This window comes from Chelativorans sp. YIM 93263 (assembly GCF_028767125.1).
In the GTDB taxonomy this organism is placed as follows: Bacteria; Pseudomonadota; Alphaproteobacteria; order Rhizobiales; family Rhizobiaceae; genus Chelativorans.
Genome location: NZ_JAKCWP010000002.1, coordinates 81,789 through 108,274, shown reverse-complemented (window position 1 = coordinate 108,274; position 26,486 = coordinate 81,789). Strand labels below are relative to the sequence as shown.

Genomic DNA, 26,486 nt, shown 5'->3' with positions numbered 1-26,486 from the left:
TGGTGTCGCCGCATTCGGCCAACAGGGAGAATTCATGGGACGCAGCGATTTTCGTTGGGTCATTTAGCATTGAAGGAACGGGAGACAATGAAAAGCCTGAGAGGGAGAATTTCACGCATGCCGGCCGCCTTTCTCGGCGCATTGTTTGTGGGAACGGCCGCTTTCGGCGTATCCGCCCATGCGCAGCAGGAGGGACCGCCGGATGGCTGGTTCAAGGCGTGTACGAAGCAAGAAGACGTGGACGTTTGTAACGTCCAGTACATCCTGCGAGCGGATTCCGGCCAACTCCTGACGAGCATAAACCTCATCGAAGTTGAAGGTAAGGTCAATCGACGCGTGTTGCAGATCGCGGTCCCGACCGGCCGATTGATCCCGCCTGGCGTCGGTCTGCAGGTGGACGAAAACGCTACGCAGAAAGTGGACTATGCCATCTGTCTGCCGGATCGCTGTGTGGCCGAGACACAGCTCAACGATAATATCATAAGTGCATTCAAGCGCGGTTCCGCTCTGAGGCTTACTTCGGTCAACTTCCAGAATCAGCAGAATCCGCTGGAAATCACGTTGCAGGGCTTCACCAACGCTTATGATGGTGAACCGCTCGATCAGAGCGATCTGGATGAACGTCAACAGAAGCTCGATGAGTTCGTTAGCAAGAATAACGAAGAGCTGGCAAACAGATTGAAAGACGCGCAGGAGCGCGCGAAAAGCGGGCAGTAAGCCGGTATCAAGCCGTCAGACTGTAAGCAGTTGGACAGCGGCCATGGGCCGCTGTCACTTTATGTGATGGCGTCATTTGCCATTTGGTCAATGATGAAAGCGTGTTCGCGGTTCGTATCGACCGTCGGACGTCTGGACGAACAACTCGGAGATCTGAGGGTGACGGATCGGCTCGCCGGAATCGTCCTCTAAAAGATTCTGCTCCGAGACATAGGCCACGTATTCGGTCTCGTCATTCTCGGCGAGAAGGTGGTAAAAGGGCTGGTCCTTTGCCGGGCGTACCTCGGGAGGAATGGCTTCATACCATTCGTCGGTGTTGTTGAACTCCGGATCGACGTCAAAAATGACGCCCCGGAACGGGAACAACCGGTGCCTTACGACCTGGCCGATAGAATATTTTGCTGTCTTGGTCTTTTGCATTGTTTTCGCCTTTGCCTGCTATGTGGCGCAAGTGAGGCGATGATTCAATCCCGGTGGGCGCCCGCAAGCGGCTGCTAGCGGCGTTTTTGATTTTCGTGACCGAGCCTAATGCTTGGCAGAAGTGCCTCGAATCCGCTACCGGGACGCATACCCTCGCGCATAAAGAAGCCGCGAAAGGCAGGAACCCGGTCGAGCATACCGAGTCCCGCGCTTCTGGCTAGCTGAGCCGGGAGCAAAGAGGAAAGCAAGGACGTATTGAGCAGATTGACCGCACTGCTGCGCGCCACGATATCCGGCCGTCGTACGGCGTCATAGCGGGTGAGGGCGGCAATACTGCCAGGATCGTCCGCATGCTCGCGAACAATATCGGAAAGATCCTTTACATCCCGAATGCCCAAATTGAGACCCTGTGCAGTTATCGGCGGGAAGACATGGGCGGCTTCTCCAACCAGCACCACGCGTTGCGCGGCAAAGCGCTGCGCAGACAGGACGGACAGGGGGTATACCTGCCGTGCGGATTCGATCGTTACGCGTCCGAGGAAAGAGTGTAATTTCGTTTCCAGCCGCTCGGAGAGCATTTTCGGATCCAGCGCTGCGAGTTCATCTGCTTCATCTGGACGCGTTACCCAGACGAGGCTGGAATGAAACCCGCCGGGAAGGGGAACCTGCGTGCAGGGACCGTTTACCGTATGGAACTCAGTTGATGTAAAACCGTGATGCCGGGCGTGGCCAAAGTTCAGCACGAGCGCTTTTTGCGGTAGCGATCGCCTTCGCACCGAAATTCCGGCGGCTTCGCGCGCTAGGGAGTTACGCCCATCGGCCGCTACGGCCAGCGCTGCTTTAATGACGGAGCCGTCGGAAAGCTTTGCTTTGGCCATTTCATGACTAAGCCGCCATGAGTCCACCAGGCTTTCATGCCAGGTGATCTTCCCCCTGGCGTTCACGATTTCGGCCATCGCTGCAGTTAAGGGAGCGTTGGGGACGTTCAGTCCGAAGTGTTCTTCGTCGATCTCGGCGGCGTGGAATGTGACTGTCGGGCTGCGTACGAGCCGCTCTGTTACATCCACGATGCGCATGCTTGCCAACGGTGCCGCATGGTCGCGCAAGACATCCGCCAAGCCCAATGATTCAAGAAAAGCGATCGCCGGGCGCATCAGTGCGGTTGTGCGCTGATCATTGCTGCCGGGCCGTGGTCCGGCGAGCACTACGTGATGCCCTGCGGCGGATAGAGCAAGGGCGGCCGCCAAGCCGGCAGGTCCCGTGCCTGCTACCAATATAGGACGTCGATTGTCGCTCACCTGATCACCAACCTTTCTCTGCTCTGCTCACCTATAAGTAGGCTGTCGCTGACGATCAACGACGGAGGAAAGCCGGAAGCTCTGGCGGGAATCTGAAAAAGTAGCGAATTTTCCATATTCCTGAAGCTAGGGACTGCCGGTTTCGGCGTTCGCCGTGCTAATGAGATCGAAGGACGGGCTGTGCCGCGATTCAATGCCGCGCGCTTGCCCGACCGGCAAGTTTGTTCGACATCGGCAGAACGATCCGGCTAATGGCAAGAAAAAAGGTCACAGCGCCTCAGGCGAAGGCGTTTTCGGTCCATCTCCTCACGGCGTCCGGGTCGTTCTTGGCGTTCCTTTCACTGCTGGCCGCGAGCGATCAGCAGTGGACTGCGATGTTCTGGTGGCTGGGGCTCGCGCTTCTCGTAGATGGGATCGATGGCCCCATCGCGCGCAAACTCGAAGTCAAGAATGTCCTGCCTACCTGGTCTGGGGATACGCTGGACAACATAATCGACTATCTCACCTATGTGCTTATTCCAGCCTTTGCGCTTTATCAAAGTGGGTTTATGGGCGCAGGGCTCTCATTTCTCGCAGCAGCAATCATCGTCGTCTCTAGCGCGGTCTATTATGCCGATACGGGCATCAAGACATCTGAGAATTTCTTCAAGGGCTTTCCCGTGACCTGGAACATGCTCGTCTTCACTCTCTTTGTGATTCAGCCGGGAGAATATTTCTCGTTCGCGATAGTCGTGATTTCCGCAGTGCTCACGTTCGCTCCACTTCATTTCCTGCATCCGGTTCGCGTCGCAAGGCTGCGAGTGCTTAACCTCGGTATTTTTCTGACCTGGTGCGCGTTAGCAGTTGTCGCTCTGCTTCAGGATTTGCAGGCGGATTCATCCATCAGATTGGGCATTGGCCTTACGGCCTTGTATCTATACGGAATTGGCATGGTAATGCAGGCCATGCCACAGCTTGGGAAAAAGGTTAGCTAGGTTATGGTCAAAGCGATCCGCGTCCACGAAACAGGTGGCCCTGAGGTTCTGCGTCTGGAAGATTACGATCCCGGCAAGCCCGGCGCCGGTGAGGTTCTCGTTGAGCAGAAGGCCATCGGGCTCAACTTCATCGACATCTATTTCCGCACAGGTCTTTATTCAGCCAAGACCCCCTTTATCCCTGGAGGAGAGGGCGCGGGCGTCGTCCTCGACGTCGGTGAGGGCGTGCGTGATTTCAAACCGGGTGACCGGGTGGCCTATTGTATCAATTCCGGCGCATATGCCGAACAGCGGCTGGCACCTGCTGACCGTCTGGTGCGCATTCCAGAGGGCATCCCTTACGAGCAAGCTGCCGGGATGATGCTGAAAGGCATGACGGCCTGGTACCTTCTGCGACGGACCTATCCCGTAAAACCCGGTGATGTGATCCTCTACCATGCAGCCGCGGGTGGTGTAGGCCTAATCCTCGGCCAATGGGCGAAGCACCTCGGTGCCAAAGTGATCGGCACGGCCGGATCTCCAGAAAAGGTAGAGCTCGCCAAGGCTCATGGTTTCGATCATGTGATCGACTATAGGAAGCAGGATTTCGTGTCCGAAGTGCGTGAGATTACGGGCGGTCGTATGTGCGACGTGGTCTATGACTCGGTCGGTAAGGACACTTTCCCTGCTTCTCTGGACTGTTTGCGCCCACTTGGCACGTTTGCCAGCTTTGGGCAGTCCTCCGGCTCCGTACCACCGTTCAACATCGGCCTTCTGGCGCAAAAGGGTTCGCTATTCGCGACCCGGCCAACGCTTTTCTCCTATATTGCCGAGAGAAGGGAACTTGATACAGCTGCCGAAGAATTGTTCTCGGTGGTTGAGTCGGGGGCGGTCAAGATTATGGTCAATCAGAGCTATCCACTGGCAGATGTCGCAAAGGCGCACGAGGATCTCGAGGGCCGGCGGACAACGGGAACCACCGTTCTAATTCCTTGAATGACTTGAAGCACTTTCAAGCAGATCAGCGCTGTTGCATCGCGGCCTCGCACACCTACGATGGACATGAGAACGATATCGGGCCGCAGAATGGGAGGTGTTGTGGACGCAACACTGGGAAATAGGGCCAAAGCGTTACTGGACGTGCGTGGACTGACAAAAGTCTTTGGCGCGTTGAAGGCCTGCGACTCCGTTGATCTGACAATTGGGAAGGGCGAAATCCACGCCCTGCTCGGCGAAAACGGGGCCGGAAAGTCCACCTTCGTGAAAATGCTTTTCGGCGCGCTGGAGCCAACCGGCGGCACGATCTATTGGAAGGATCAACCAGTTGCGATATCCAGCCCCGGGGAGGCTCGCGGTCTTGGCATAGGTATGGTTTTTCAGCATTTTTCGCTATTCGACGCGTTGACTGCGGCCGAGAACATCATGCTGGCGCTTAACGACCCAGCGCCCCTCGCGACTATCGCTGCGCGTGCAGAGGAGCTCTCACATACCTACGGATTGCCGCTCGATCCGCATGCTCACGTGGGCGATCTTTCTGTGGGTGAACGCCAGCGGATTGAGATCACCCGGTGTCTTCTGCAAGATCCCGAACTGATAATCCTCGACGAGCCAACCTCCGTTCTGACGCCTCAGGAGGCGGACAAGCTTTTCGAGACGCTGGAGAAATTACGGAGTGAGGGGCGCTCGATCCTGTATATCTCCCACCGTCTCGAGGAGGTAAAGCAGCTTTGTGACGGCGCTACTGTTTTGCGACAGGGAAGGGTAGTTGCACATTGCGATCCCCGGAAGGAGACGACCTCGTCGCTTGCGCGCATGATGGTCGGCGACGAGGTTCCTCATGTGGACCGCGAGAAGCCTGCAGCTGCACGCGAGGCGCTCCTCGCTGTTCGCGGGCTCAGTCGTGAGGCTAGCCACCCCTTCGCTGTTCCGCTCTCCGACATCAATCTTGAGGTCCATGCCGGCGAAATTCTCGGCATTGCCGGTGTGGCGGGCAACGGTCAGGGCGAGTTTTTTGAGGCGGTATCTGGTGAAGTTCTACAAGAACGGGCTAATATCATCCAGATTTGCGGAAAAGACGCCGGCCGGAAGGATATTTCCGGACGCAGGCTCATGAGCGCTGCATTCGTGCCGGAGGAGCGGCTCGGCCACGCTGCCGCTCCGCAAATGACCCTCTCACAGAACTTGCTTCTATCACGTTACCGTACCGACGCCTTGGCGTTTCTCGCTCGATTGGGCGTGGTTCGGGGCCGCGCGGTAGGTGAGGCGACAAAGCGTGTCGTCAGTACGATGGATGTTCGTAAAAGCACGCCCGATCCGGAAGCAACGGCTTTGTCGGGCGGGAATTTGCAGAAATTCGTCATTGGCCGTGAGCTTGATCGCGCTCCACAGGTGATGGTGGTCAACCAGCCGACCTGGGGGGTGGATGCGGGCGCGGCCGTGCGCATCCGCCAGGCGTTAGTTGATCTTGCGAAGAACGGATCGGCGGTACTGGTTATCAGCCAGGACCTCGATGAGTTGTTCGAAATCTGTGACTCCATTGCGGTGATGCATGGTGGACGGATTTCCGCGCCCATTCCCGTCGGGGAGGCGACCTATGAGGAGATCGGGCTTCTCATGGGCGGCTCGGAGCCGGGCCAAAATCCGCGCCCCCCGGTGGAGGTTGTGTGATGCGCATTGAGCTTGTCAAACGTCCGCAAAGCTCTCCGCTTTTCAGCGCGCTTTCGCCGTTTCTCGCCCTGCTTCTCACTCTCTTTGCCGGCGCGGTAATGTTTCTGTTTTTGGGCAAGAACCCGCTGGAGGCACTCTATTTCTTCTTCATCGATCCATTGCTTGAAACGTGGTCGCTCCATGAGCTGATGGTCAAGGCCGCGCCGTTGATCCTGATCGGTGTGGGGCTTTCGGTCTGTTATCTGTCGAATAACTGGAATATCGGGGCGGAAGGGCAGTTCATTGTCGGTGCGATTGCCGGTTCCATCCTGCCGGTGATGTTTCCGGGTTTCCAAACTTGGATTGTGCTTCCTCTCATGCTGCTGATGGGGGTACTCGGCGGTGCGGCCTATGCCGCGATCCCGGCTTTCCTCAAAGCGCGCTTCAACACCAACGAAATCCTCGTCAGCTTGATGCTCGTTTACGTGGCAGAGCTGTTTCTGGATTGGCTCGTGCGCGGCCCGTGGCGTAATCCCGAAGGGTATAATTTTCCCGAAACGCGCAATTTCCATGACTTTGCGGTCCTGCCGGAAATCTGGCCGGATGCCGGTCGTGCACACTGGGGCATCATTTTCGCGATTGCGGCTGCGCTGGTGCTCTGGTTCGTGCTTTCGCGCACCCTGAAGGGCATCGAGGTGAAGGTGGTGGGCCAAAGTCCGCGGGCAGGGCGTTTTGGCGGATTCTCCCGCGCACGTATGGTGATCTTCGCCTTCCTTGTTTCCGGTGCGCTGGCGGGCCTTGCGGGGATCAGCGAAGTGTCCGGTGCGATCGGGCAACTTCGCCCGGCAATCTCACCCGGTTACGGCTTCACAGCCATCATCGTTGCGTTTCTCGGGAGGCTGAACCCGCTGGGGATCATAGCGGCGGGCTTCGTGTTGGCTCTTTCCTATCTCGGAGGCGAGGCGGCGCAAATTTCGATCGGCGTGACGGACAAGACGGCTCGAGCGTTCCAAGGGATGTTGCTGTTCTTTGTCCTCGCCTGCGACTGCCTCATTCACTATCGAATCCGCCTCACCAGAACGGTTGCGGCGCGCAGCACGGAGGCGCCGGCGGGCCATGCTTGAATCCGTTCTTCTCACGATTGCAACCGCCGCAACGCCGCTGCTGATCGCAGCGATAGGGGAACTGGTTGCCGAGCGATCAGGCGTTCTTAACCTGGGCGTCGAAGGCATGATGATCATGGGAGCGGTGACCGGCTTCAGTGTCTCGCTTCTAAGCGGCTCTGCGTGGCTTGGCGTCGTCGCTGCCATAGTGGTTGGTGCTGCTTTCGCGCTCTTATTCGGTTTTCTCACATTGACATTGGTGACTAATCAGGTTGCGACCGGGCTCGCGCTTACCCTTTTCGGCCTCGGCGTCTCGGGCATGATAGGTGAAAGCTTCGTCGGGCAACCGGGCATGAGACTTGGTGTTGTCGATATCCCGGTACTCTCGGATCTTCCGGTGGTCGGGCGGCTGGTGTTCGGCCAGGACCCGTTGTTTTATCTCTCGCTCTTACTGACAGCAGGCGTCGCCTATTTCCTGTTCGGCACGCGCGCCGGACTGATGTTGCGGGCAGTAGGCGATAACCCTGCCTCTGCGCACGCGCAAGGGATCAGCGTTATCGGTATCCGTTACCTGGCAGTTATGTTCGGTGGAGCGTGTGCCGGGCTGGCGGGGGCGTATCTTTCGCTGGTTTATACGCCGCAATGGGTGGAGAACATGACCGCCGGCCGTGGATGGATCGCGCTTGCGCTGGTTGTTTTCGCATCATGGCGCCCATGGCGGGTTATCGCGGGAGCTTATCTGTTCGGCGGTGTAACGATTGGCCAACTGCATGCGCAGGCGATAGGAGTGGCCATACCTTCCCAGATGCTATCTTCGCTTCCCTATGTGGCGACGATCGTCGTACTTGTTGTAATCTCGCAAAACCGCCGGCTGACGATGATGAACACACCGGCATCCCTGGGCCGACCCTTCGTGCCGGACCGGTAGAAGCTAGAGAAAAAGTGCCAAAGGAAACAGAGAGGGCAAACAGAATGAAACGAACACTCACCGCAATGGCCACAGCGGCCGTTCTTGGCGCTGTTGGTGCCGGGGCACCTGTCCAGGCTCAGGAGGATCCAACCAAGGCCTGCTTCATCTATGTCGGGCCTATAGGCGATTTCGGCTGGACTTATCAGCACCATCAGGGTGTGCTTGAGCTTGAGGAGGAAATGGGAGATGCCGTTGAAACGGCATACCTGGAAAGCGTTCCGGAAGGCGCGGATGCGGAGCGCGCACTTCAACGGTTTGCCCGTTCAGGATGCGACATTATCTTCACGACCTCCTTCGGTTATATGGATGCGACCAATGAGGTCGCGGGGCGCTTTCCAGATATCAAGTTCGAGCACGCCACCGGCTATAAGCGCGAGCATCCCAATGTCGCTACGTACAATTCGCGTTTTTATGAGGGGCGCTACATCCAAGGTGTGATCGCTGCGGCCACATCTGAGACCGGGGAAGTCGGCTACATCGCGTCCTTCCCGATTCCGGAAGTCGTAAGAGGGATCAACGCATTCATGCTGGGCGCCAAGTCTGTTGACCCGGATTTCAAGATCAGGGTGGTGTGGGCCAACACGTGGTTTGATCCCGGCAAGGAATCCGATGCTGCAAAAGCGTTGATCGATCAGGGTGTCGATATCATCACCCAGCACACAGACTCGACCGCTCCGATGCAGGTGGCGGAGGAACGCGGGATAAAGGCATTCGGCCAAGCGTCGGATATGATCGAGTTCGGGAAGGAGACGCAGTTGACCGCCATCGTCGATGACTGGGGCCCTTATTATATCGAGCGGGTCAAAGCGGTGCGTGATGGGACATGGGAGCAAGTCGACGTTTGGGACGGCCTTGCCGATGGGCACGTCGTTATGGCCCCCTACACCAATATGCCTGAGGACGTGAAGGAAATGGCTGCTGATATCGAGGAGAAGATCCGCTCGGGCGAGCTCCATCCCTTCACCGGGCCGATCAACAAACAGGACGGCTCCGCGTGGCTTGCGGAAGGTGAAGTAGCATCCGATGAAGAATTGCTTGGCATGAACTTCTACGTTGAGGGAATCGACAATCAGTTGCCCAACTAGAATTGCCTTTTGCCAAGCAAGAAGGGGGTGTTAAGCACCCCCTTCTCGTCAAACACTGCGGAGTTCGACAGGCAACTCAAAACTATTGAGCCGTATCGGTCCCCGTGTCCGGCGTCGGTGTCGTTGTCATCGACTCCGGCTGTTCCTCAACTCCGCCCGTCTGGGTACTGGATCCGCCATCACATGCCGTGACGGCGAAAAGTGCTAGAGCAGAGAAGGATGCAAGTATAACCGCCTTCATCTGAAGCGCGCTTACATGCCGGTGACGGTTGCGAATTCGTCTTCGGAAAGATCGCCACTCGTGTCAGCGTCGGCCTCATCGAAGCTTTCCTGCGTCACGTCCGGCATGACCGCCTGAAGCTCCTCGAACGTCACGACGCCATCCTGATCGGCATCAGCAGTCGCAAAGTCCGGGGCCTGCGCAAAGGCAGGAGCGGCGAGAGCAACGGCAGTGACGATTGCGAGCAGATACTTCATTGAGATTATCTCCGTTCAAATTGGGCGAATACGGTTGCCCTTTGTCGCCCCCTCGCTGGAGCAGAAGATTATCGGAAATCGTGGTAAAATTTTGTCGAAATATTGTCGTTTAATCACGTATTATTTGCGATGTTTTCGTATCACGAATATATTTACGAAATAAATTGTGTGATACCAAGTAACAATTGGCGCAGACCTGTCAAGGTCGGGTGTATCGACGTGCCCCCTCCCGACGAAATGCTTGCGGCCTGCCGGTCGAACCGCTCAACCGTTGGGACCACCATGTCGGGACTCCTGAGCTTTCCGAAGGCGCGCCCTCCTTGCAATCCACATAGGCCCTAAGCCAAGACTCCCCGTTACGGTCTCCTTGCATCTATAGAAGGGGGAACCTTCGGCTGTTTGCTGGCGTTAAAGCTGGTTTCAGCGAAGGAGAAGTCTTTGGCTCCCCGGGCAACCTGGAAAGGACACCTAAAGCTGTCGGAACTGGCATTTCCGATTGCGCTGTATGCGGGCGCCACAACGTCTAAGCGCGTTTCATTCAACATTCTCAATCGAAAGACGGGCAACCGCGTTCGCCGGGAATATGTTGATGAGGAGACAGGAAAGGCGGTCGACCGGGAGGAACAGGTCAAAGGATATGAGTCTGGCGACAATCACTACATCATACTGGAGCCGGAGGAGGTTGCTGACGCAGTTCCCGAGAACGACAAGACGATAAACATAGAATGCTTTATTCCCTGCGACGAAGTTGACACGGTCTATTTCGACCGGCCGTACTTTATAGCGCCAACCGGAGCCGTCGGCACGGATTCGTTTGCAGTAATTCGGGAAGGGATGCGGCGAAAGAACGTTGCAGCGCTCGGCCATGCCGTTTTGTTTAAACGGGCGCGCTCCGTCCTATTACGCCCGGAAGGACCGGGACTGGTCGCGAATACGCTCAATTTCGACTATGAAGTCCGTTCTGCAGTCGAAGCTTTCGACGAACTCCCCGAGATCAATATCGAAGGCGAGATGCTGGATCTCGCCAAACACATTATCGATACGAAGAAAGGGGAATTCGACCCTCGCGCCTTTGATGATCGATATGACCAGGCTTTGGCCGAACTGGTCCGAGCGAAAATGGAAGGTCGTGAGATCAAACTGCCCAAGCCGCCGAAGGAAACCAAAGTCGTCGACCTTATGGATGCGCTCCGTAAAAGTGCCAAGGCCGGCGGCAAGGCGGCACAAAAACGCCAGGCCGGTAAGCGGAAAGGGGCGGCGGCATCGGGGCAGCGCCGCAAGGCAGGCTGATGGCACTGACGGCCTATCGCAAGAAGCGCAACTTCGAGACTACCTCCGAGCCGCGCGGAAAAGAGGGGAAGAAAGCGGCGAAGGGGAACAGCTTTGTTATCCAAAAGCATGCTGCCCGTCGCCTGCATTATGACTTACGCCTTGAGATGGACGGTGCGCTGAAGAGCTGGGCGGTTACGAAGGGCCCCAGCCTTGTGCCCGGCGAGAAACGTCTGGCGGTTCACGTCGAGGATCATCCGCTCGAGTATGGAGACTTCGAAGGCACTATACCCAAAGGCGAGTATGGTGGTGGGTCCGTTATCGTCTGGGATCGTGGAACCTGGGCGGCAATCGAAGCTCCAGAAAAGGGGTATCAGAAAGGGCATCTGACTTTCGAGCTCCACGGGGAAAAACTCAGCGGCCGGTGGCATCTCGTGCGCATGGCTAAGAAACCGCGAGAGAAAAGAGAAAACTGGCTGCTCATAAAGGGCGAAGACAATGCGGCCCGGGACGAGGATGCTCCCGACATATTGAAGGAACGCCCCGAATCCGTGAAAACGGGCAGGGCGGTGGAGGAGGTCGCAGGCGAGGCCCCAGGCTGGTCGTCGAAGACAGGCCGGATCGAGGGGCCGGATGAAATCTCCATTCCCAAGGGGGCGAAGAAGTCCGGCTATCCGGGATTCATCGAGCCCACGCTTGCCGCATTGAAACCTAAACCGCCCCGCGGGACCAAGTGGCTCCACGAGATCAAGTTCGATGGTTATCGGCTCCAGGCCCATTTGCGTGGCGGCAAGGTCCAGTTGCTCACGCGCAGCGGACTGGACTGGACGGATAAGTTCGGTGACACCATCATCGATGCGCTTACTGCAGTTCCGGCGCACACGGCGGTTCTTGATGGCGAGTTAGTCGTCGAGGCGGCAGGTGGCGCGTCCGATTTTTCCGCTCTGCAGGCGGATTTGTCGGCGGGCCGAACCGACCGGTTCGTGTTCTACATATTTGACCTGCTTTACTTGGATGGCTACGACCTCCGTCCCTTGCCGCAGATCGAGCGCAAGTCAGTGCTGGAAAAGCTGCTTCAGAATGCACCGTCTGCCCTGCATTACAGCGAGCATTTTGAGGAGGATGGCGATCTCGTTTTACAGCACGCTTGCAGGTTAAGCCTTGAGGGTATCATCTCGAAAGACCGTGATGCGCCGTACCGATCCGGGCGCGGGAAAGGCTGGATCAAGTCGAAGTGCTCAAACCGACAGGAATTCGTTGTAGCCGGTTTCGTGCCATCGTCTATCTCGAGCCGAATGATCGGCTCCTTGATCCTCGGATATTACAATGACGGCAAGCTGGTCCACGCCGGGCGGGTGGGAACCGGTTTCAATCATCAGACCGCGCAGGACCTCTACAAGCGCCTCAGTAAAATGCGCGCCCAGAAGAGCCCCTTTGCGGCCAAACTCACAGCGGATGAAGCCCGGCAAGCCAATTTCGTCCGGCCGGAGCTCGTTGCCGAGATCGAGTTCAGGGCTTGGACCGCGGACAAACACATACGCCATGCATCTTTTCGGGGGCTGCGCGAGGATCTCGATCCAAAGGAGGTAAGGCGGGAGACGAGCGAAAGTGTAAAGGAAAAGGCGCCACCGGCCGTGCGGCTTACACATCCGGATCGCATCTATTGGAAAGATGCCGGCGTTACGAAACAGGGACTTGCCGACTACTATTCTGAAACCTGGCGCTTCATGGGACCGTTCATTGTCGATCGTCCCCTGGCGCTGGTGCGGTGCCCAAGTGGTGTTGACGGTCAGTGCTTTTTCCAAAAGCACGCGTGGCGTGGGCAATCCAAAGAAATACTGAAGGCCGTGGATCCCGAGGACGAGGAAACCATCATCGCGATCGAGGATTTGCCTGGGTTGCTCGGCCTCGTGCAGGGCGGCGCATTGGAAATCCATCCCTGGGGCGCGCGCTTGGATGATTTGGAGAAGCCGGACCTCATTAATATGGACCTGGATCCAGGTCCCGGTGTGGAGTGGAGCGACGTTATCGCGGCTGCGGAGGAAGTCCGGGACAGGCTTTCTGAAGCTGGGCTTCCAAGTTTCGTCAAGACATCGGGCGGGAAGGGACTTCATGTCGTCGCGCCTCTGAAACCGCGGGCAGCATGGGGCGAGGTGAAGGGGTTTGCGAAGCAAATCGCTGATTCCATGGCCTCCGATAGCCCAGAGCGGTTTGTCGCGACGGTTTCTAAGGCAAAGCGTAAAGGCAAGATCCTCATAGATTATCTGCGCAACGGTCGTGGGGCTACTGCCGTCGCGCCTTATTCGACACGCGCGCGTCCAGGTGCGGCAGTCTCGATGCCCCTTGGATGGGACGAATTGGACCCGGCGATCGGCTCAGACTATTATACCGTTGAAAATGCCATTACGCGGTTGGCGGCACTAACGACCGATCCCTGGGAGGAATTCTGGAAGGCGGCGAAGCCTCTTAACTTGAAAGCCAAGAGGGCCTCCTAACCGAGAAGCGATCCTATTTCTTCTTTCTTTCCTGCGAGAGTGACTTTCTCAGCGCATCCGTGATGCTCACGACCTCGGCGGACGGCGCGGATTGTTCCTCCTGCTTTCTCTTACCACCCTTGCGCTGTTTGCCGGTTTTCTTTTGCTTGCTTTGGATGATGTCCTGCAGCCGCTTCTGGACCGGATCATTCACCATGGCGGGGTCCCACGGTTTGGTGAGGTCCTGGACGAGCGCCTCTATCAGGGAGACAAGCCTCGACTCGGTCTTCTTCTCTTCCAGACCCGCAAACACTTCCTGCGGATCGCGAACCTCGTCTCCATAACGCAGCGTCCACAAAACGATGCCCTTGACACGCGGCTGGAGCATGATTGCCCTTTCGCGACGGGAAAGGACAAGCCGCGAAATGCCGACCGTTCCGGTCTCAGCCATCGCTTCACGGATTACGGCGAAGGCTTCCTGAGCAACTTCATCATCCGGCATGAGATAATAGGGCTTATCGTACCAGATCCATTCGATCGATTCGGCGGGAACGAACTGTTCGATATCTATCGTTCGCGTGCTCTCCAGGTTGACTGCCTGGAGTTCCTCGTCCTCGAAGGTGACGTATTCGCCGTCCTCGATCTCGTAGCCTCTGATCTCGTCGTCATCATCAACCGGCTTACCTGTTTCTGCATCAACGTACCGACTGCGCACGCGGTTTCCGGTATCGCGATTGACCGTATGGAAGCGCATCTTCTCACGCTCGGTCGTTGCCGGCGTCAGCGAAACCGAGCAGGTCACGAGCGAGAGCTTGAGGTACCCTTTCCAATAGGGCCGCGGTGCCATTGCGCACTCCAAGGCAGAGATTTGACAACGCGGTGCAACTGCGCCGAGTTCCGCATCGTACGCGGCCGCTCGGTCGCATGGGAGCTGTCTGAAAGAAAGTGCGGCGAAAAAGGCGGTTTTCGCGGCAATTTCCCTTTGATAGTCAATGGCCAAGTGATATAGAACGCGCGCTTTCGGGAGCATAGGCTTCCGAGGCGGGTGTGGTGGAACTGGTAGACACGCAGGATTTAGGTTCCTGTGGCGCAAGCCGTGGGGGTTCAAATCCCTCCACCCGCACCAGGTTGCCCCCGGATTTGGCAGGTGAACGGTGATACGCCGTCTGGTGCGGCGCTGAGTGAACATAAAGGTTTTTTGAATGCAGGTTAGCGAGACTCTCAATTCCGGTCTTAAGCGTGAGATCAAAGTCACCGTTCCGGCGGAGGACCTGGAAAGCCGGCTGGCGGAACGGCTGGAAGACGCCAAGAAGAAAGTGCGGCTCAAGGGTTTTCGCCCTGGCAAGGTGCCGATCCAGCATTTGCGCCGCATTTACGGCAAATCCTTCATGGCCGAGGTGGTCAACGAGATCGTGTCCGACACGCCGCGCTCGATATTGGAAGACCGTGGCGAAAAGGCCGCCATGCAGCCAGAAATCTCGATGACAGAGGATGAGAAAGAGGCCGAGAAGATTCTTGCCGGCGGCGCCAACTTCGAATTCTCGATGAGCTATGAGATACTTCCGCCCATCGAGTTGAAAGACGTGTCGGACATCAAGATCACGCGCCCCGTCTACGACGTTCCGGAAGATGAAGTTGAAGAGCAGGTCAAGCGTGTCGCGGATTCGACGCGCACCTATCAGCCCAAAGACGGTAAGGCGGAAGACGGTGACAAGGTCACCATGGATTACGTCGGCAAGCTAGACGGAGAGCCGTTTGAGGGCGGGTCGGCGACCGATTCGGAGGTGGTGATCGGGCACGGCCAGTTCATCCCTGGCTTCGAGGAGCAGCTTGTAGGGGGCAAAGCCGGCGACGCCAAGACAATCACAGTTACTTTTCCAGAGGATTACGCCGCCGCGCATCTTGCAGGCAAAGAGGTTGAGTTCGAGGTCACCGTCAAGGAAGTCGCCCAGGCGGACGAGCTTCAGATCGATGACGAACTGGCCAAGAAGCTGGGATTGGAGTCCGCTGACAAACTGCGCGAGATCGTGCGCGGGCAGCTTGAAAACCAGTTTGGGCAGGTTACTCGCCAGAAGTCAAAGCGGCAACTTCTTGATGCTCTCGACGAGAAGTACAAGTTCGAGGTGCCGGAAGCGCTCGTTGAATCCGAGTTCAATAACATCTGGTCTCAGGTGACACGGGATTTGGAGCAGGCCGGTCGCACCTTCGAGGACGAGGATACGACGGAAGAGGAAGCGCGCGAGGAATATCGGAAACTCGCCGATCGGCGCGTGCGCCTCGGCTTAGTTCTAGCCCAGATCGGCGAGGAAGCCGGCGTCCAGGTCTCCGACGAAGAGATGCAGCGGGCACTGATCGATACGATCCGCCGCTATCCGGAGCATCAGCAGCAGGAGATCTACGACTTTTATCGGCAGAATCCGCAGGCGCTCAACAATGTCCGTGCACCGCTCTTTGAGGAGAAGGCGGTGGACCATTTGCTTTCGCAGGTGGAGGTGACGGACAAGAAGGTGAGCCGCGAAGAGCTGCTGGCTGACGATGAGGACGAGGCCGGAGAAAAGGCGGCCGAGGAAAAGAAAAAGGCCTCTACAAAGAAAAAGGCTTCCAAGAAGGCGGAAGCCGAAACAGAGTAGTTTCCCGATCCATGCGGTGAGCAAGCCCCGGTGTCCTCGGCACCGGGGCTTTTTGTTCGTAGGTGAGAATTACAGATATTCAGCGATGCGCCGGCCGGCCTCAATGAATTTCATGGGGTCCGTTGCCTTGCCCTTCCTTCGGATCTCATAGTGAAGATGCGGACCTGTTGACCGTCCGCTGCTACCTGAAAGCCCGACAACGCTTCCCGCCTCTATTCGAGCGCCCTTTGAGACCTCAATTGCGCTTAGATGAGCGTAACGCGTGACAATGCCGCCCCCATGGTCAATCTCGACCATACGCCCGTAACCACCGTTCCACTCGGCCTTGACAACCTTGCCCGGCCCAGCCGCCTGCACAGGTGTTCCTGCGCGTGCGCGGAAATCGACGCCCGAATGATATGCCTTGCGTCCGAGAATAGGATCACGGCGGATTCCGTAGCGGCTGGTCACTGCTGCGTCGCTAATAGGATTATAAAGGGGAAGTTCACGGGCCCTCTGCGTAAGATCCTCCAGCAAGGCAAGAGCTACGTCGAGCTCATGAACCTGCTCAGCGAAGGCGGTTTTGCCGTCCGGTGGAATAAAAGGCCCGCCGAGGTGCTCTTCCCGATCGAGCATGGCGCCTGCTCGACCGAGGGCTTCGTTAATCGCTCCCGCAGCTTCGTAAGTTTGCCGGGTGAGCGCATGAAGGGTTTCGATCTGATGTCTTTCTACAGCGCGCAAGGACTGTGAAATCGAGGATGCTTGGTCTTGTCCAGCTACAGAACGTTCAACAGAAGCCTCGTCATCGTTCCGCAGCGGCCAGGGTATGGATAAGGAGCTTGGTGCGGAATAGGCATTACCGGTGACGGGCACGTCTGGGCGCGGGGAGGGATGTGGGATGTTCGGCTGGTTTCCGGCTTTGTCGTTCAGGTCGAATGTCGGCGCGAATTCTGCGTAACGGCGGGCGAGTTGTTCCTGGCGAAGGACAAGTTCATTCACCTTTTGATGAACCCGCTCGCGCGCCACGACTTGCTGGCTTGTAATACGGTCAATCTGCGCACGCAGTGTCGCGATGCGTTCTTCGTAGATGCGCCGCTGATGATGATCGCGCGCAGGGGCCACCGCCGCAGTAACATGGTTGTCCTGAAGCAGGAGATAGCCGGTCGTGCCGATCACGCCGATGCTGACGGCAATAACGGCAAGGCCCGCTGTCACCACGAGCCATGGATGGACGGAGAAATGGCGCATGTCGTCGCCACGGGCAACGACAACCGTAAACGGCCCACCTTTCTTCCTTGATGACTGTGTAGAAACGGGGTTCACGGAACTAAATCACCTCGATGCCAGGAACTCTACACGAGATGATTAGACAAAATTAAGGTTAACGAAGCCTTGTATATTGGGAAGAAAAGCAGGAACTGTCGACTAGAGCGCCTCGGCTGCCTTCAGCACGGCGTCGACGTGCCCAGGCACCTTCACCTTGCGCCAGACTTCGGCAATCGTACCATCCGCGGAAATAAGGAAAGTGCTCCGCTCTACGCCCATGTATTTGCGGCCATACATGCTTTTCTCCACCCAGACGCCGTACTCCTGCAGTACCGTCTTGTCCGGATCGGATACAAGATCAATAGATAAGCCGTGCTTTGCCTTGAACTTCTCGTGGCTTTTACGACTGTCAGGGGACATTCCGACCACGGCAATGCCCATTGCATCGAACTCCGATTTGCGCTCGGAAAAATCGATTGCCTGCGAGGTGCAGCCGCTGGTGTCGTCTTTGGGGTAGAAGTAGAGCACTACGGGATTGCCGCGTAAGTCGGAAAGCCGCAATGTTCCGCCACCGTCTCTCGGTAGTTCGAAATCGGGTGCTTTGCTGCCTTTCTCGAGAAAAGCCATCTTCTTACCCTCGTTTACGGTTAGGGTGGGCATAAAATCGCTGGATTTCTATGGCGCCAGCGCCATTCAGTGAGAAGCACAGATATAATCATTTCCCGGGATTCGTCCATCTCGGCCGGGAGATTTATAGGAAACGCGTGAAACAAGAGCCTTCCGATCAAAACCGGAACTGGTACTCGCATCATGACCCAGCACCAACGGAAGGGCTTTCTTCTGCAAGCTGCGTCCAGCGTGTATCCGGAAAACGATCGTGGGTGGCGAAGATCTTACGCGGGTTCCTATGGTTCGCCTACGTTGCCGTTGCTATCATCAGCTTACTTGCAGCCGCTCTATATGTGGTGGGGCAGGGCTCTGTTGGCAATGACCGCCTGCGCTTCTATGCAGAGCGTACGATAACGGATCTCGTCGGTTTCCACGTAGACGTGGGACTGGGAGAGGTTCACCTCGGTCTTGGTACGTCGAGCCTTTTTGCTTTCGAAGTTCGCGATGTCAGCATCACCAGAGCAGATAATGGCGATACGCTGGCGCTCGTGGGACGCCTTCGTTTTGGACTGCGCGCCTTTCCGCTGCTCAAAGGTGAGTTGGAATTGACCCGGCTGAGTATCGCCGGAGCGGTACTTCCTGCTGGCATGCCGATTCCCGGCGGGCGAGAGGTCACCACCCCGAAAGAGGCCAGCCATGCGGTGTTTGGTGCGGCAAATCGCATTTTCTCAGTTACCGACCGTTTACGCGCAGTCGACCTTTCCGACGTTCGGTTGGTGCTGAGCGAGAAGCGCCCAGAACTGGTTATTTCACGGCTGGAACTGCGGCGGCAGGATCACGAACATGTCATTGCCGAGGGCGTGGCCCACATTGGCGAACGGCACATTTATGTGGATGGAATCGCGCAGCGGGATGAAGATGGGGGCGGGGAGCTCTCAATCGAACTTTCTTCCCCGGTGGGCGAGAATGAACCCCGTGGATCCGGCACAATCCGTTCTTTGGGTGCCGTCGATATTTCGATTGTTGGGCACCGTGCAGGGGCAGCGGGCGAATCCGCAGTCGTCGTGGATGCGAAGCTTGGAGAAGCTCTGCTTGGCTTCGACAAAGATGAGATGTCCGTTGACAGCCTGCATGCCCGCTTGGCGTTCAGAGGAACGGCCGAAGCCTTCTCACTCGTTGTCGCTCCCGTCGAAGTCGGGCGCTCGGTGATGAAATTGCACGGCACGATCAGCCCGGACAGAGACCGCACGCCAAGTTATCGTTTCGATTTGGTCTCACGAGATTCGATCATTGCACCTATCGACTCTCCGGAATCCCAATTGCCTTTTGCCTTCCGACTGTCTGGCCAATTCACACCTGAAGCACGCCTGCTGGAAGCGGAGGAAATCAGCTTGCGAACGTCGGCGGGCGAGGTTGCAGCCAGTGCGGCGATCACAATGCCCCAGGACGTGTCGCCCGGTATTGCCCTTTCCGTTTACATTGCTGATTTGCCAACGGCGCACGCAAAGCAGTTCTGGCCCTGGTTTGCTGCAGCGGGTGCGCGCAACTGGACCTTGCGGCATGTGTTTGGAGGCCGTGTCTATGACAGCACATTGCAACTGAGTGTTCCCCCAGACCGTCTCGGTAACGGCGTCCCTTTGTCGCGTGAAGAACTCGGCGGCCGCTTCAATTTAGCGGACACACGGTTCGATATTGCCGGCGAAATGCCGCCAGTGCGCGATGGCAACGGATGGGTTGCCTTCCGCGGAACGGATGTAGACGTCGGGCTGACTTCAGGAGCGATCTATATGCCGAGCAACCGTGTCGTTAATGTCGGCACTGGAAGCCTGACTATTGATGATGCGCACTTGAAGCCGCGGATTGGTCAACTACGAATCGGGGTGTCGGGCGATGCGTCAGCTATCTCGCAACTGGCGGCCTATCAGCCGGTCAATGCTTCTCGCTTTTATGATTTCGCACCCGACGAACTCTCGGGGAATGCTTCCGGTCACATCCGCGCCGATATCCCCCTGCAAGACGGCATCCCGGTAGCCGACCTCGACTGGAGGGTCGACCTTCGATACGAAAATCTGGCCATTGCACAGCCGGTGAATGGGCAGGAGGTCAGCGACGCTTTCGGATCCTTGCTCGTTGAACCGGACAGGGCCGAAATCGCGGCAAACGCCCGACTGAACGGAGTTCCGGCCGCGATACAGCTGGTCGAGCCGTTCGGCGAATCGAGAATTGAACGTGTTCGTGATATCGAACTGCAAGTGAATGATACCTCTCGGGAGGATGTTGCCCCCGGATTGGGCCAATTTGTCTCCGGACCATTCACGGTCGAGTATCAGGAGCTGACCGGCGGGCGCAAACGACTAACAGTCGTCCTGGACGATGCGCGCCTGACTATCCCCTGGATACGCTGGGAGAAGCCGCCAGGGATTCCGGCCGCGGCGACCTTCTTTATGGAGCAGGATGGAGAAGCGGTTCAGATTTCCCAGTTCGCGCTGACTGGCGAGGATCTGCTCATAAGTGGAACGATGCGCTTCTCCCGAGGGCGCCTTCAAGAGGCCGACCTCGACCGGGTGCAATTGAGTCGCAATGACGATTTTACCGCAAGCATACGCACCGATGCCGAAGGCGCGTATTCGGTTGCGGTACGTGGCTCAACTCTCGACGCACGCACGGTCATCGAGGATATTCTCGATGAGGGTCGACAAGGCTCTGGCGGGCCGGCGGCGAATTATTCTGTTCGCCTGGATGCACAGTTCAGTCGCGTAGTCGGACATAATGATCGGATTCTGGAGCAGGTGGAGTTCCAGGGTTCCTTCGGGGACGGGACAGATGGGTTTTCAGGGAAAGCGGCTACACCAGACTTCGGTTCGTTCAGTTTCGAAAAAACCGAGGTATCGAGCCGAACCATTGTGCGTGCATCGACCAGTAATGCCGGTGCGGTGCTGGCGTTTCTCGACATATATGGGCAAGTCGACAGAGGACAGCTCTCCGCAACTTTGACCGGTGCCGGAAGTGGATTGTCAGGGAAAATCGATATGCGTGATTTCTACGTAGTCGATGAGCCCCAACTCGACTTCCTCGTGTCATCCTCGAGCAGAGGCAGGACCAGCGCTGGCGAGGTTGATACATCTCGCGTTTTCTTCGACACCGGCACCGCTGAAATTTCCATGAACAGGGGCGGGGTACAGATCGCGGACGGTGTCCTGCGCGGGCCGCTTATGGGATCTACCTTCCAGGGAGTTTTGCACGACGCCAGTGGCAATATCTCTCTGACGGGTACGTTCATGCCCTTCTATGGTTTTAATCGAATATTCGGTGAAATACCGATTATCGGGCAGATCCTTGGCAATGGTCAGGACGGGGGGCTTATCGGCATCACGTATCGGTTGAGCGGCAAGTTCAGTGATCCGACACTGAATGTGAATCCTATTTCCGCGATAGCACCCGGCGTATTTCGCCAGATTTTCGAATACCGGTGATCCCGTTATTCCGGACGCACGAGAACGTGCTTTTTCTTGCCGAGCGAGAGCTTCACGACACCGTCCGAGGTCAGGTCTTCCTCCGTCACTCTGCGCCTGTCGTCAGACACGGTCTCATCATTTACCCGTACTGCACCGCCGCGAACGTGGCGACGTGTCTCGCCGTTGGACGTGGTCAAGCCGGCCGTTACAAAGAGACTGAGCAGTCCCACGCCCTCCGCTAACTCAGAGCGGTTCACGGAAACGGTCGGTAGACTTTCGGCCAGTGCGCCTTCTTCAAAGGTCTTTCGCGCGGTTTCCGCCGCGGTTTCCGCCGCTTCGCGCCCATGCAGCATGGCAGTCACTTCTGTCGCAAGGACCTTCTTCGCCTCGTTGATCTCGGACCCGTCGAGCGATTCGAGCCGTGCGATCTCGTCCATCGGTAGCGTCGTGTACAGACGCAGGAAACGGCCAACATCGGCATCTTCCGTATTGCGCCAATACTGCCAGAAATCGTAGCTGCTCAACATCTCTTCGCTGAGCCAGACCGCGCCGGAGGCTGTCTTACCCATTTTTGCACCGGATGAGGTGGTGAGCAGAGGAAGAGTAAGTGCAAAAAGCTCCGCTTCATCCATGCGGCGGCCGAGATCGATACCGTTGACAATATTGCCCCACTGGTCGGAGCCGCCCATCTGCACCGTGCAACCATAGCGCCGATAGAGTTCTACAAAATCGTAAGCCTGAAGGATCATGTAATTGAATTCGAGGAAGGAGAGCGACTGATCCCGGTCGAGACGTGTTTTGACCGAGTCGAAAGAGAGCATCCGGTTTACGGAGAAATGCCGACCGACATCGCGCAGGAACTGAACGTAATTAAGCTGGAGCAACCATTCCGCATTATCAACCATGGCCGCATCGCGCGGCCCATCGCCGAATTCAAGGTATCGGGTGAACGATGTTTTCAGCTTACTCACGTTCTCGTTGATGACGTCCGGCGTCATCAGCTTGCGCGCTTCGTCCTTGAATGAGGGGTCCCCGATCATTCCGGTCCCGCCACCCATCAGCACGATTGGTTTGTGGCCGGTCTGCTGCAGCCAATAAAGCATCATGATGAGCGTGAGGTGCCCGACATGGAGGCTGGCAGCCGTCGGATCAAAGCCGGCATAGGCAGTGACGGTCTCGCGCGAAAAGATCTCATCCAACCCGGCGTCATCGGAGGTCTGGTGAATGAAGCCACGCTCGGAAAGGACGCGCAGGAAATCGGACTTGAACTCGGGCATTTTCCACAATCCGGTGGACAGGAAGAAGAACGGAATTTGGCGTTTAGCACCACTTTCCCGGCGGGCACAAGAATACGACGTTCGCCCACCCCGGAAATGCTATTGCAATAACACGACCGGCAGTGGGGAGTGAGTTAGCGAATGCGCTTCGGCCGTGTTTCTGTGAGTTCACCCTTCAGACGGCGGTCGAGATAGTCGGTGCACTCCTCAATCAGTTCGTCTGCGGTGTTCGAATAAAAGTGGTTTGCTTCGGGAAGCGTCTTCTGTGTGATCGTGATTCCCTTCTGCGACTGCAGCTTGTCCACAAGGCCCTGAACATCCGCTGGCGGCGCCACCTTATCGGCCCCGCCATGAATGATCAGTCCAGAGGAAGGGCAGGGCGCAAGAAAAGAAAAGTCATAGACGTTTGGCTGTGGAGAAATCGAGATAAAGCCCTCGATCTCGGGCCGACGCATCAGGAGCTGCATGCCAATCCAGGCGCCGAAGGAATATCCAGCGATCCAGCAGCTCTTCGAGTCAGCGTGCATGGACTGTACCCAATCGAGCGCGGCGGCGGCGTCTGAAAGCTCGCCAGCCCCGTGGTCGAATTCGCCCTGGCTTCGCCCGATGCCCCGGAAATTAAAACGCAGGGTCGTGAAGCCCCGGCTCTGGAACATATAAAAAAGATCGTAGATGATCTTGTTGTTCATCGTGCCGCCGAACTGCGGATGCGGATGCAGAATGAGCGCGATCGGCGCGTTTTTCTCTTTCGACGGCTGATAGCGGCCTTCGATACGGCCGGCAGGACCGGTAAAGATAACCTCGGGCATTTCAACTCCAACTAGACCGGATCAAGGCCACACAAACAGCGCGGTCTTGACGTGACGCCTGTGCCTCCATAGAAGCTAGTTTAGAACCGTTCAAAACTAGGATGGCAACCACCCACGGCAAGCCGGGTAAATAGGACGACTTGCCTTGAGAATTCAAGGAAATAACGCCATCTGGATGACACAATCGGCACGGGCGGCCACGGATTGATATGGCAGCACAGCGCATCTATCTGGATTATAATGCCACGGCGCCGCTTCTGTCGGCTGCACGGGAGGCCATGCTTGATGCACTGGGGGCGGCAAACCCCTCGTCCGTGCACGCGGAAGGGCGCGCTGCGCGCCGAATCGTCGAGGACGCAAGGCGTGATGTGGCAGAGCTCGTCAATGGTCGGTCCGAGCATGTAGTCTTCACTTCCGGCGCTACCGAGGCAGCCAGCATGTTGCTGACGCCTGAATGGACGATGGGCAGGGCACCACTGCGCTTCAGTCGTGTTTATGTCAGTGCGGCCGATCATCCGTGTCTTCTGGGCGGCGGGCGCTTTTCGCCGGAGTCTGTAGAGCGAATAGGGGTCACGCAGGACGGACTTGTCGATCTGGCGGCATTAGAGCGCGCGCTTGATGCCCATGACAGGACGGAAGGCCAGCCGCTCGTTGCGGTTCACGCGGCAAACAACGAGACCGGCGTCATTCAGCCCGTCGAAGATGTCGGCCGGCTAGTGAAGAAGGCGGGCGGCGTGACGATTATTGATGCAGTACAAGCTGCGGGAAGAGTTCAATTAGACATATCAAAGACATGTACGGACTTTCTCATCCTTTCATCCCATAAACTCGGCGGCCCTAAGGGTGTTGGCGCGCTGGTTGGAGGCGCCGATCTGATGATGCCCACGGCGCTCGTGAAGGGCGGTGGCCAGGAAAAAGGGCATCGGGCCGGCACGGAGAACGTTCCGGGTATCGCCGGTTTTGGAGCCGCAACGCGGCAAGCACTTTTCAGTCTGAACCATATGGAGGCTGTTCGTTCCCGGCGCGAGGAAATCGAGAAGGCTGTTTTGGAGCTGGTTCCAGGCGCTCTGATATACGGGCAAAATTCGGAGCGGCTTGCAAACACGGTTCTCTTCTCCATTCCAGGCATGAAAGCTGAAACCGCGCAGATCGCATTTGATCTCAACGGGATCGCGCTTTCAGCAGGCTCGGCCTGTTCATCCGGCAAGGTAGGTCCTAGCCATGTGCTTCAAGCCATGGACTATGGCGAGCAGGCGGGGGCGCTGCGTGTCTCCATTGGAGTGGAGACAGAAGATGAGGACATTCAGCGATTTCGGGCCGCGCTACAGAAAATCGCTACTAAACGGAGGACAACCAATGCCGCCGCATGAATTTCCGACTCTAACGGTTGCGTAAAATTGGAGTAAAAGAGACATATTTTATCGCGATGCGGATGAATTCGAGGTGCGCAATCACTAAATTGGGCACAAGTTAGCTAAACGGGAAAACGACCGGGTCTTGACCCCGGTCCCGATGGAGAACGCCAATGCCTGCAGTGCAGGAGACGATCGATCAGGTCCGTTTGATCGATGTTGACCAGTACAAATATGGATTCGAGACGCTTATCGAGAGCGACAAGGCTCCGAAAGGTCTGAATGAAGATATTATCCGTTTCATCTCGGCGAAAAAGGGCGAGCCGGAATGGATGACGGAGTGGCGCCTCAACGCCTATCGCCGTTGGCTCACCATGCAGGAGCCAAGCTGGGCCCGCGTTAACTATCCAAAGATCGATTTCCAGGACCTTCACTATTACTCCGCACCCAAGAACCAGACAGGACCGAGTTCGCTTGAGGAGGTCGACCCTGAGCTTCTACGCACCTACGAAAAGCTCGGTATTCCGCTGAAGGAACAGGAGATTCTGGCCGGCGTGCGCAAAGTCGACGAGCCCAGTCAGGTCGATGGCGAGGCGGATGACAACGTCTACCAGTCGGGCCGGGTCGCTGTTGATGCGGTGTTCGATTCGGTTTCCGTCGTCACGACCTTCAAGAAAGAGCTGGCCAAGGCCGGCGTCATCTTCTGCTCGATCTCCGAGGCGATCCGCGACCATCCGGAACTGGTGCGTAAGTATTTGGGTTCGGTGGTCCCCCCGACAGACAATTTCTATGCCACGCTCAATTCCGCCGTGTTCACGGACGGGTCTTTCGTGTTCGTGCCTAAAGGCGTGCGCTGCCCGATGGAGCTTTCGACCTATTTCCGCATCAACGAGCGGAATACAGGGCAGTTCGAGCGTACGCTGATCATCGCGGAAGAGGGTGCTTATGTCTCCTATCTGGAAGGCTGCACCGCGCCTCAGCGTGACGAGAACCAGCTTCACGCGGCGGTAGTCGAACTGATCGCCCTCGACGACGCGGAGATCAAGTACTCCACGGTCCAGAACTGGTATCCCGGTGATGCGCAAGGGAAGGGCGGCATCTATAACTTCGTCACCAAGCGTGGCGATTGCCGCGGCAAGAACTCCAAGATTTCCTGGACGCAGGTGGAGACCGGTTCGGCAATTACCTGGAAATACCCGTCCTGCCTGCTGCGCGGCGACAATTCCCGCGGTGAGTTCTACTCGATTGCCGTCTCGAACGGCTATCAGCAGATCGACTCCGGGACGAAGATGATCCATCTGGGTAAGAACACTTCAAGCCGGATTATCTCGAAGGGTATTTCTGCCGGAAATTCCAACAACACCTATCGTGGTCAGGTTTCCGCCCACCGCAAGGCGGCCAATGCGCGCAATTTCACGCAGTGCGATAGCCTGCTGATCGGCAATGATTGTGGTGCGCACACGGTGCCCTACATTGAGGCGAAGAATGCCACGGCGCAGTTTGAACACGAGGCGACGACGTCTAAGATATCCGAGGACCAGCTCTTCTATGTGATGCAACGCGGCATCCCGGAGGAAGAAGCTATCGCACTGATCGTCAACGGCTTCGTCAAGGATGTCATCCAGGAGCTTCCGATGGAGTTTGCCGTCGAGGCGCAGAAACTCATCAATATCTCGCTTGAAGGCTCGGTCGGCTAA

The 26,486-nt window shown here is 57.1% G+C and carries 21 protein-coding genes and 1 tRNA gene; 14 read left to right on the top strand and 8 right to left on the bottom strand.

Features of this window, described 5'->3' with window-relative positions:
* Positions 1-87 precede the first annotated feature (87 nt).
* Positions 88-717 carry an invasion associated locus B family protein gene (locus tag LY631_RS04745; RefSeq protein ID WP_445082837.1) on the top strand — a complete coding sequence of 210 codons (630 nt, stop codon included), beginning with the start codon at positions 88-90 and terminating at the stop codon, positions 715-717.
* 87 nt (positions 718-804) lie between these two features.
* On the opposite strand, the gene hspQ is transcribed toward LY631_RS04745, so the two are convergent.
* Both hspQ and LY631_RS04735 read right to left on the bottom strand, forming a co-directional pair.
* On the bottom strand, positions 805-1,137 hold the full coding sequence (hspQ, locus tag LY631_RS04740; protein ID WP_274423986.1) for a heat shock protein HspQ: 333 nt from the start codon (positions 1,135-1,137) through the stop codon (positions 805-807).
* Between the two features lie 74 nt (positions 1,138-1,211).
* Positions 1,212-2,435, bottom strand: a complete 1,224-nt coding sequence (locus LY631_RS04735; protein ID WP_274423985.1) for a UbiH/UbiF family hydroxylase — start codon at positions 2,433-2,435, stop codon at positions 1,212-1,214.
* 251 nt (positions 2,436-2,686) lie between these two features.
* Between LY631_RS04735 and pcsA the strand changes: the two genes are divergently transcribed.
* The 6 genes from pcsA to LY631_RS04705 all read left to right on the top strand — a co-directional run bounded on the left by pcsA (position 2,687) and on the right by LY631_RS04705 (position 9,192).
* Positions 2,687-3,409, top strand: a complete 723-nt coding sequence (pcsA, locus tag LY631_RS04730) for a phosphatidylcholine synthase (protein WP_274423984.1) — start codon at positions 2,687-2,689, stop codon at positions 3,407-3,409.
* Between the two features lie 3 nt (positions 3,410-3,412).
* Positions 3,413-4,384, top strand: coding sequence for a quinone oxidoreductase family protein (locus LY631_RS04725; RefSeq protein ID WP_274423983.1), 972 nt, complete (start codon positions 3,413-3,415; stop codon positions 4,382-4,384).
* 90 nt (positions 4,385-4,474) lie between these two features.
* Positions 4,475-6,055 (top strand): ABC transporter ATP-binding protein, encoded by a 1,581-nt coding sequence (locus LY631_RS04720; protein ID WP_445082849.1) that lies wholly within the window; start codon positions 4,475-4,477, stop codon positions 6,053-6,055.
* Positions 6,055-7,158 (top strand): ABC transporter permease, encoded by a 1,104-nt coding sequence (locus LY631_RS04715; RefSeq protein WP_274423981.1) that lies wholly within the window; start codon positions 6,055-6,057, stop codon positions 7,156-7,158. Before LY631_RS04720 ends, LY631_RS04715 begins: the two co-directional genes overlap by 1 nt.
* Positions 7,151-8,065, top strand: coding sequence for an ABC transporter permease (locus LY631_RS04710; RefSeq protein ID WP_274423980.1), 915 nt, complete (start codon positions 7,151-7,153; stop codon positions 8,063-8,065). The genes LY631_RS04715 and LY631_RS04710 overlap by 8 nt, the downstream gene beginning before the upstream one ends.
* A gap of 44 nt (positions 8,066-8,109) precedes the next feature.
* The gene (locus tag LY631_RS04705; protein ID WP_274423979.1) at positions 8,110-9,192 is read left to right on the top strand and encodes a BMP family ABC transporter substrate-binding protein; all 1,083 of its coding nucleotides are present in this window, start codon (positions 8,110-8,112) and stop codon (positions 9,190-9,192) included.
* Positions 9,193-9,444: 252 nt separating this feature from the next.
* Here LY631_RS04705 and LY631_RS04700 read toward each other — a convergent pair whose 3' ends face one another.
* Positions 9,445-9,669, bottom strand: a complete 225-nt coding sequence (locus LY631_RS04700) for a hypothetical protein (RefSeq protein WP_274423978.1) — start codon at positions 9,667-9,669, stop codon at positions 9,445-9,447.
* 438 nt (positions 9,670-10,107) lie between these two features.
* Between LY631_RS04700 and ku (LY631_RS04695) the strand changes: the two genes are divergently transcribed.
* On the top strand, positions 10,108-10,959 hold the full coding sequence (gene ku, locus LY631_RS04695; protein ID WP_274424443.1) for a non-homologous end joining protein Ku: 852 nt from the start codon (positions 10,108-10,110) through the stop codon (positions 10,957-10,959).
* The gene (gene ligD / locus LY631_RS04690; protein ID WP_274423977.1) at positions 10,959-13,433 is read left to right on the top strand and encodes a DNA ligase D; all 2,475 of its coding nucleotides are present in this window, start codon (positions 10,959-10,961) and stop codon (positions 13,431-13,433) included. The genes ku (LY631_RS04695) and ligD overlap by 1 nt, the downstream gene beginning before the upstream one ends.
* 13 nt (positions 13,434-13,446) lie before the next feature.
* Here ligD and ku (LY631_RS04685) read toward each other — a convergent pair whose 3' ends face one another.
* Positions 13,447-14,259: a non-homologous end joining protein Ku gene (ku, locus tag LY631_RS04685; protein ID WP_274423976.1), complete on the bottom strand. Its 813-nt coding sequence runs from the start codon at positions 14,257-14,259 to the stop codon at positions 13,447-13,449.
* Positions 14,260-14,453: 194 nt separating this feature from the next.
* Between ku (LY631_RS04685) and LY631_RS04680 the strand changes: the two genes are divergently transcribed.
* A tRNA-Leu gene (locus LY631_RS04680) sits at positions 14,454-14,538 on the top strand.
* A 76-nt stretch (positions 14,539-14,614) separates the two neighbouring features.
* Positions 14,615-16,042 (top strand): trigger factor, encoded by a 1,428-nt coding sequence (gene tig, locus LY631_RS04675; protein WP_274423975.1) that lies wholly within the window; start codon positions 14,615-14,617, stop codon positions 16,040-16,042.
* A gap of 69 nt (positions 16,043-16,111) precedes the next feature.
* On the opposite strand, the gene LY631_RS04670 is transcribed toward tig, so the two are convergent.
* Together LY631_RS04670 and bcp are read right to left on the bottom strand one after the other, a co-directional pair.
* Positions 16,112-17,269: a M23 family metallopeptidase gene (locus tag LY631_RS04670; protein ID WP_274423974.1), complete on the bottom strand. Its 1,158-nt coding sequence runs from the start codon at positions 17,267-17,269 to the stop codon at positions 16,112-16,114.
* Positions 17,270-17,446: 177 nt separating this feature from the next.
* Positions 17,447-17,914 carry a thioredoxin-dependent thiol peroxidase gene (gene bcp, locus LY631_RS04665; protein WP_274423973.1) on the bottom strand — a complete coding sequence of 156 codons (468 nt, stop codon included), beginning with the start codon at positions 17,912-17,914 and terminating at the stop codon, positions 17,447-17,449.
* A 137-nt stretch (positions 17,915-18,051) separates the two neighbouring features.
* Between bcp and LY631_RS04660 the strand changes: the two genes are divergently transcribed.
* On the top strand, positions 18,052-21,369 hold the full coding sequence (locus LY631_RS04660; RefSeq protein ID WP_274423972.1) for a YhdP family protein: 3,318 nt from the start codon (positions 18,052-18,054) through the stop codon (positions 21,367-21,369).
* A gap of 5 nt (positions 21,370-21,374) precedes the next feature.
* On the opposite strand, the gene tyrS is transcribed toward LY631_RS04660, so the two are convergent.
* Entirely contained in the window at positions 21,375-22,628 is a 1,254-nt protein-coding gene (gene tyrS, locus LY631_RS04655; protein WP_274423971.1) for a tyrosine--tRNA ligase, read from the bottom strand.
* A 134-nt stretch (positions 22,629-22,762) separates the two neighbouring features.
* The gene (locus LY631_RS04650) at positions 22,763-23,437 is read right to left on the bottom strand and encodes an alpha/beta hydrolase (protein ID WP_274423970.1); all 675 of its coding nucleotides are present in this window, start codon (positions 23,435-23,437) and stop codon (positions 22,763-22,765) included.
* Positions 23,438-23,646: 209 nt separating this feature from the next.
* On the opposite strand from LY631_RS04650, the gene LY631_RS04645 reads away from it, so the two are divergent.
* Together LY631_RS04645 and sufB are read left to right on the top strand one after the other, a co-directional pair.
* Positions 23,647-24,807: a cysteine desulfurase family protein gene (locus tag LY631_RS04645; protein ID WP_274423969.1), complete on the top strand. Its 1,161-nt coding sequence runs from the start codon at positions 23,647-23,649 to the stop codon at positions 24,805-24,807.
* A gap of 155 nt (positions 24,808-24,962) precedes the next feature.
* Positions 24,963-26,486, top strand: a complete 1,524-nt coding sequence (gene sufB, locus LY631_RS04640; protein WP_274423968.1) for a Fe-S cluster assembly protein SufB — start codon at positions 24,963-24,965, stop codon at positions 26,484-26,486.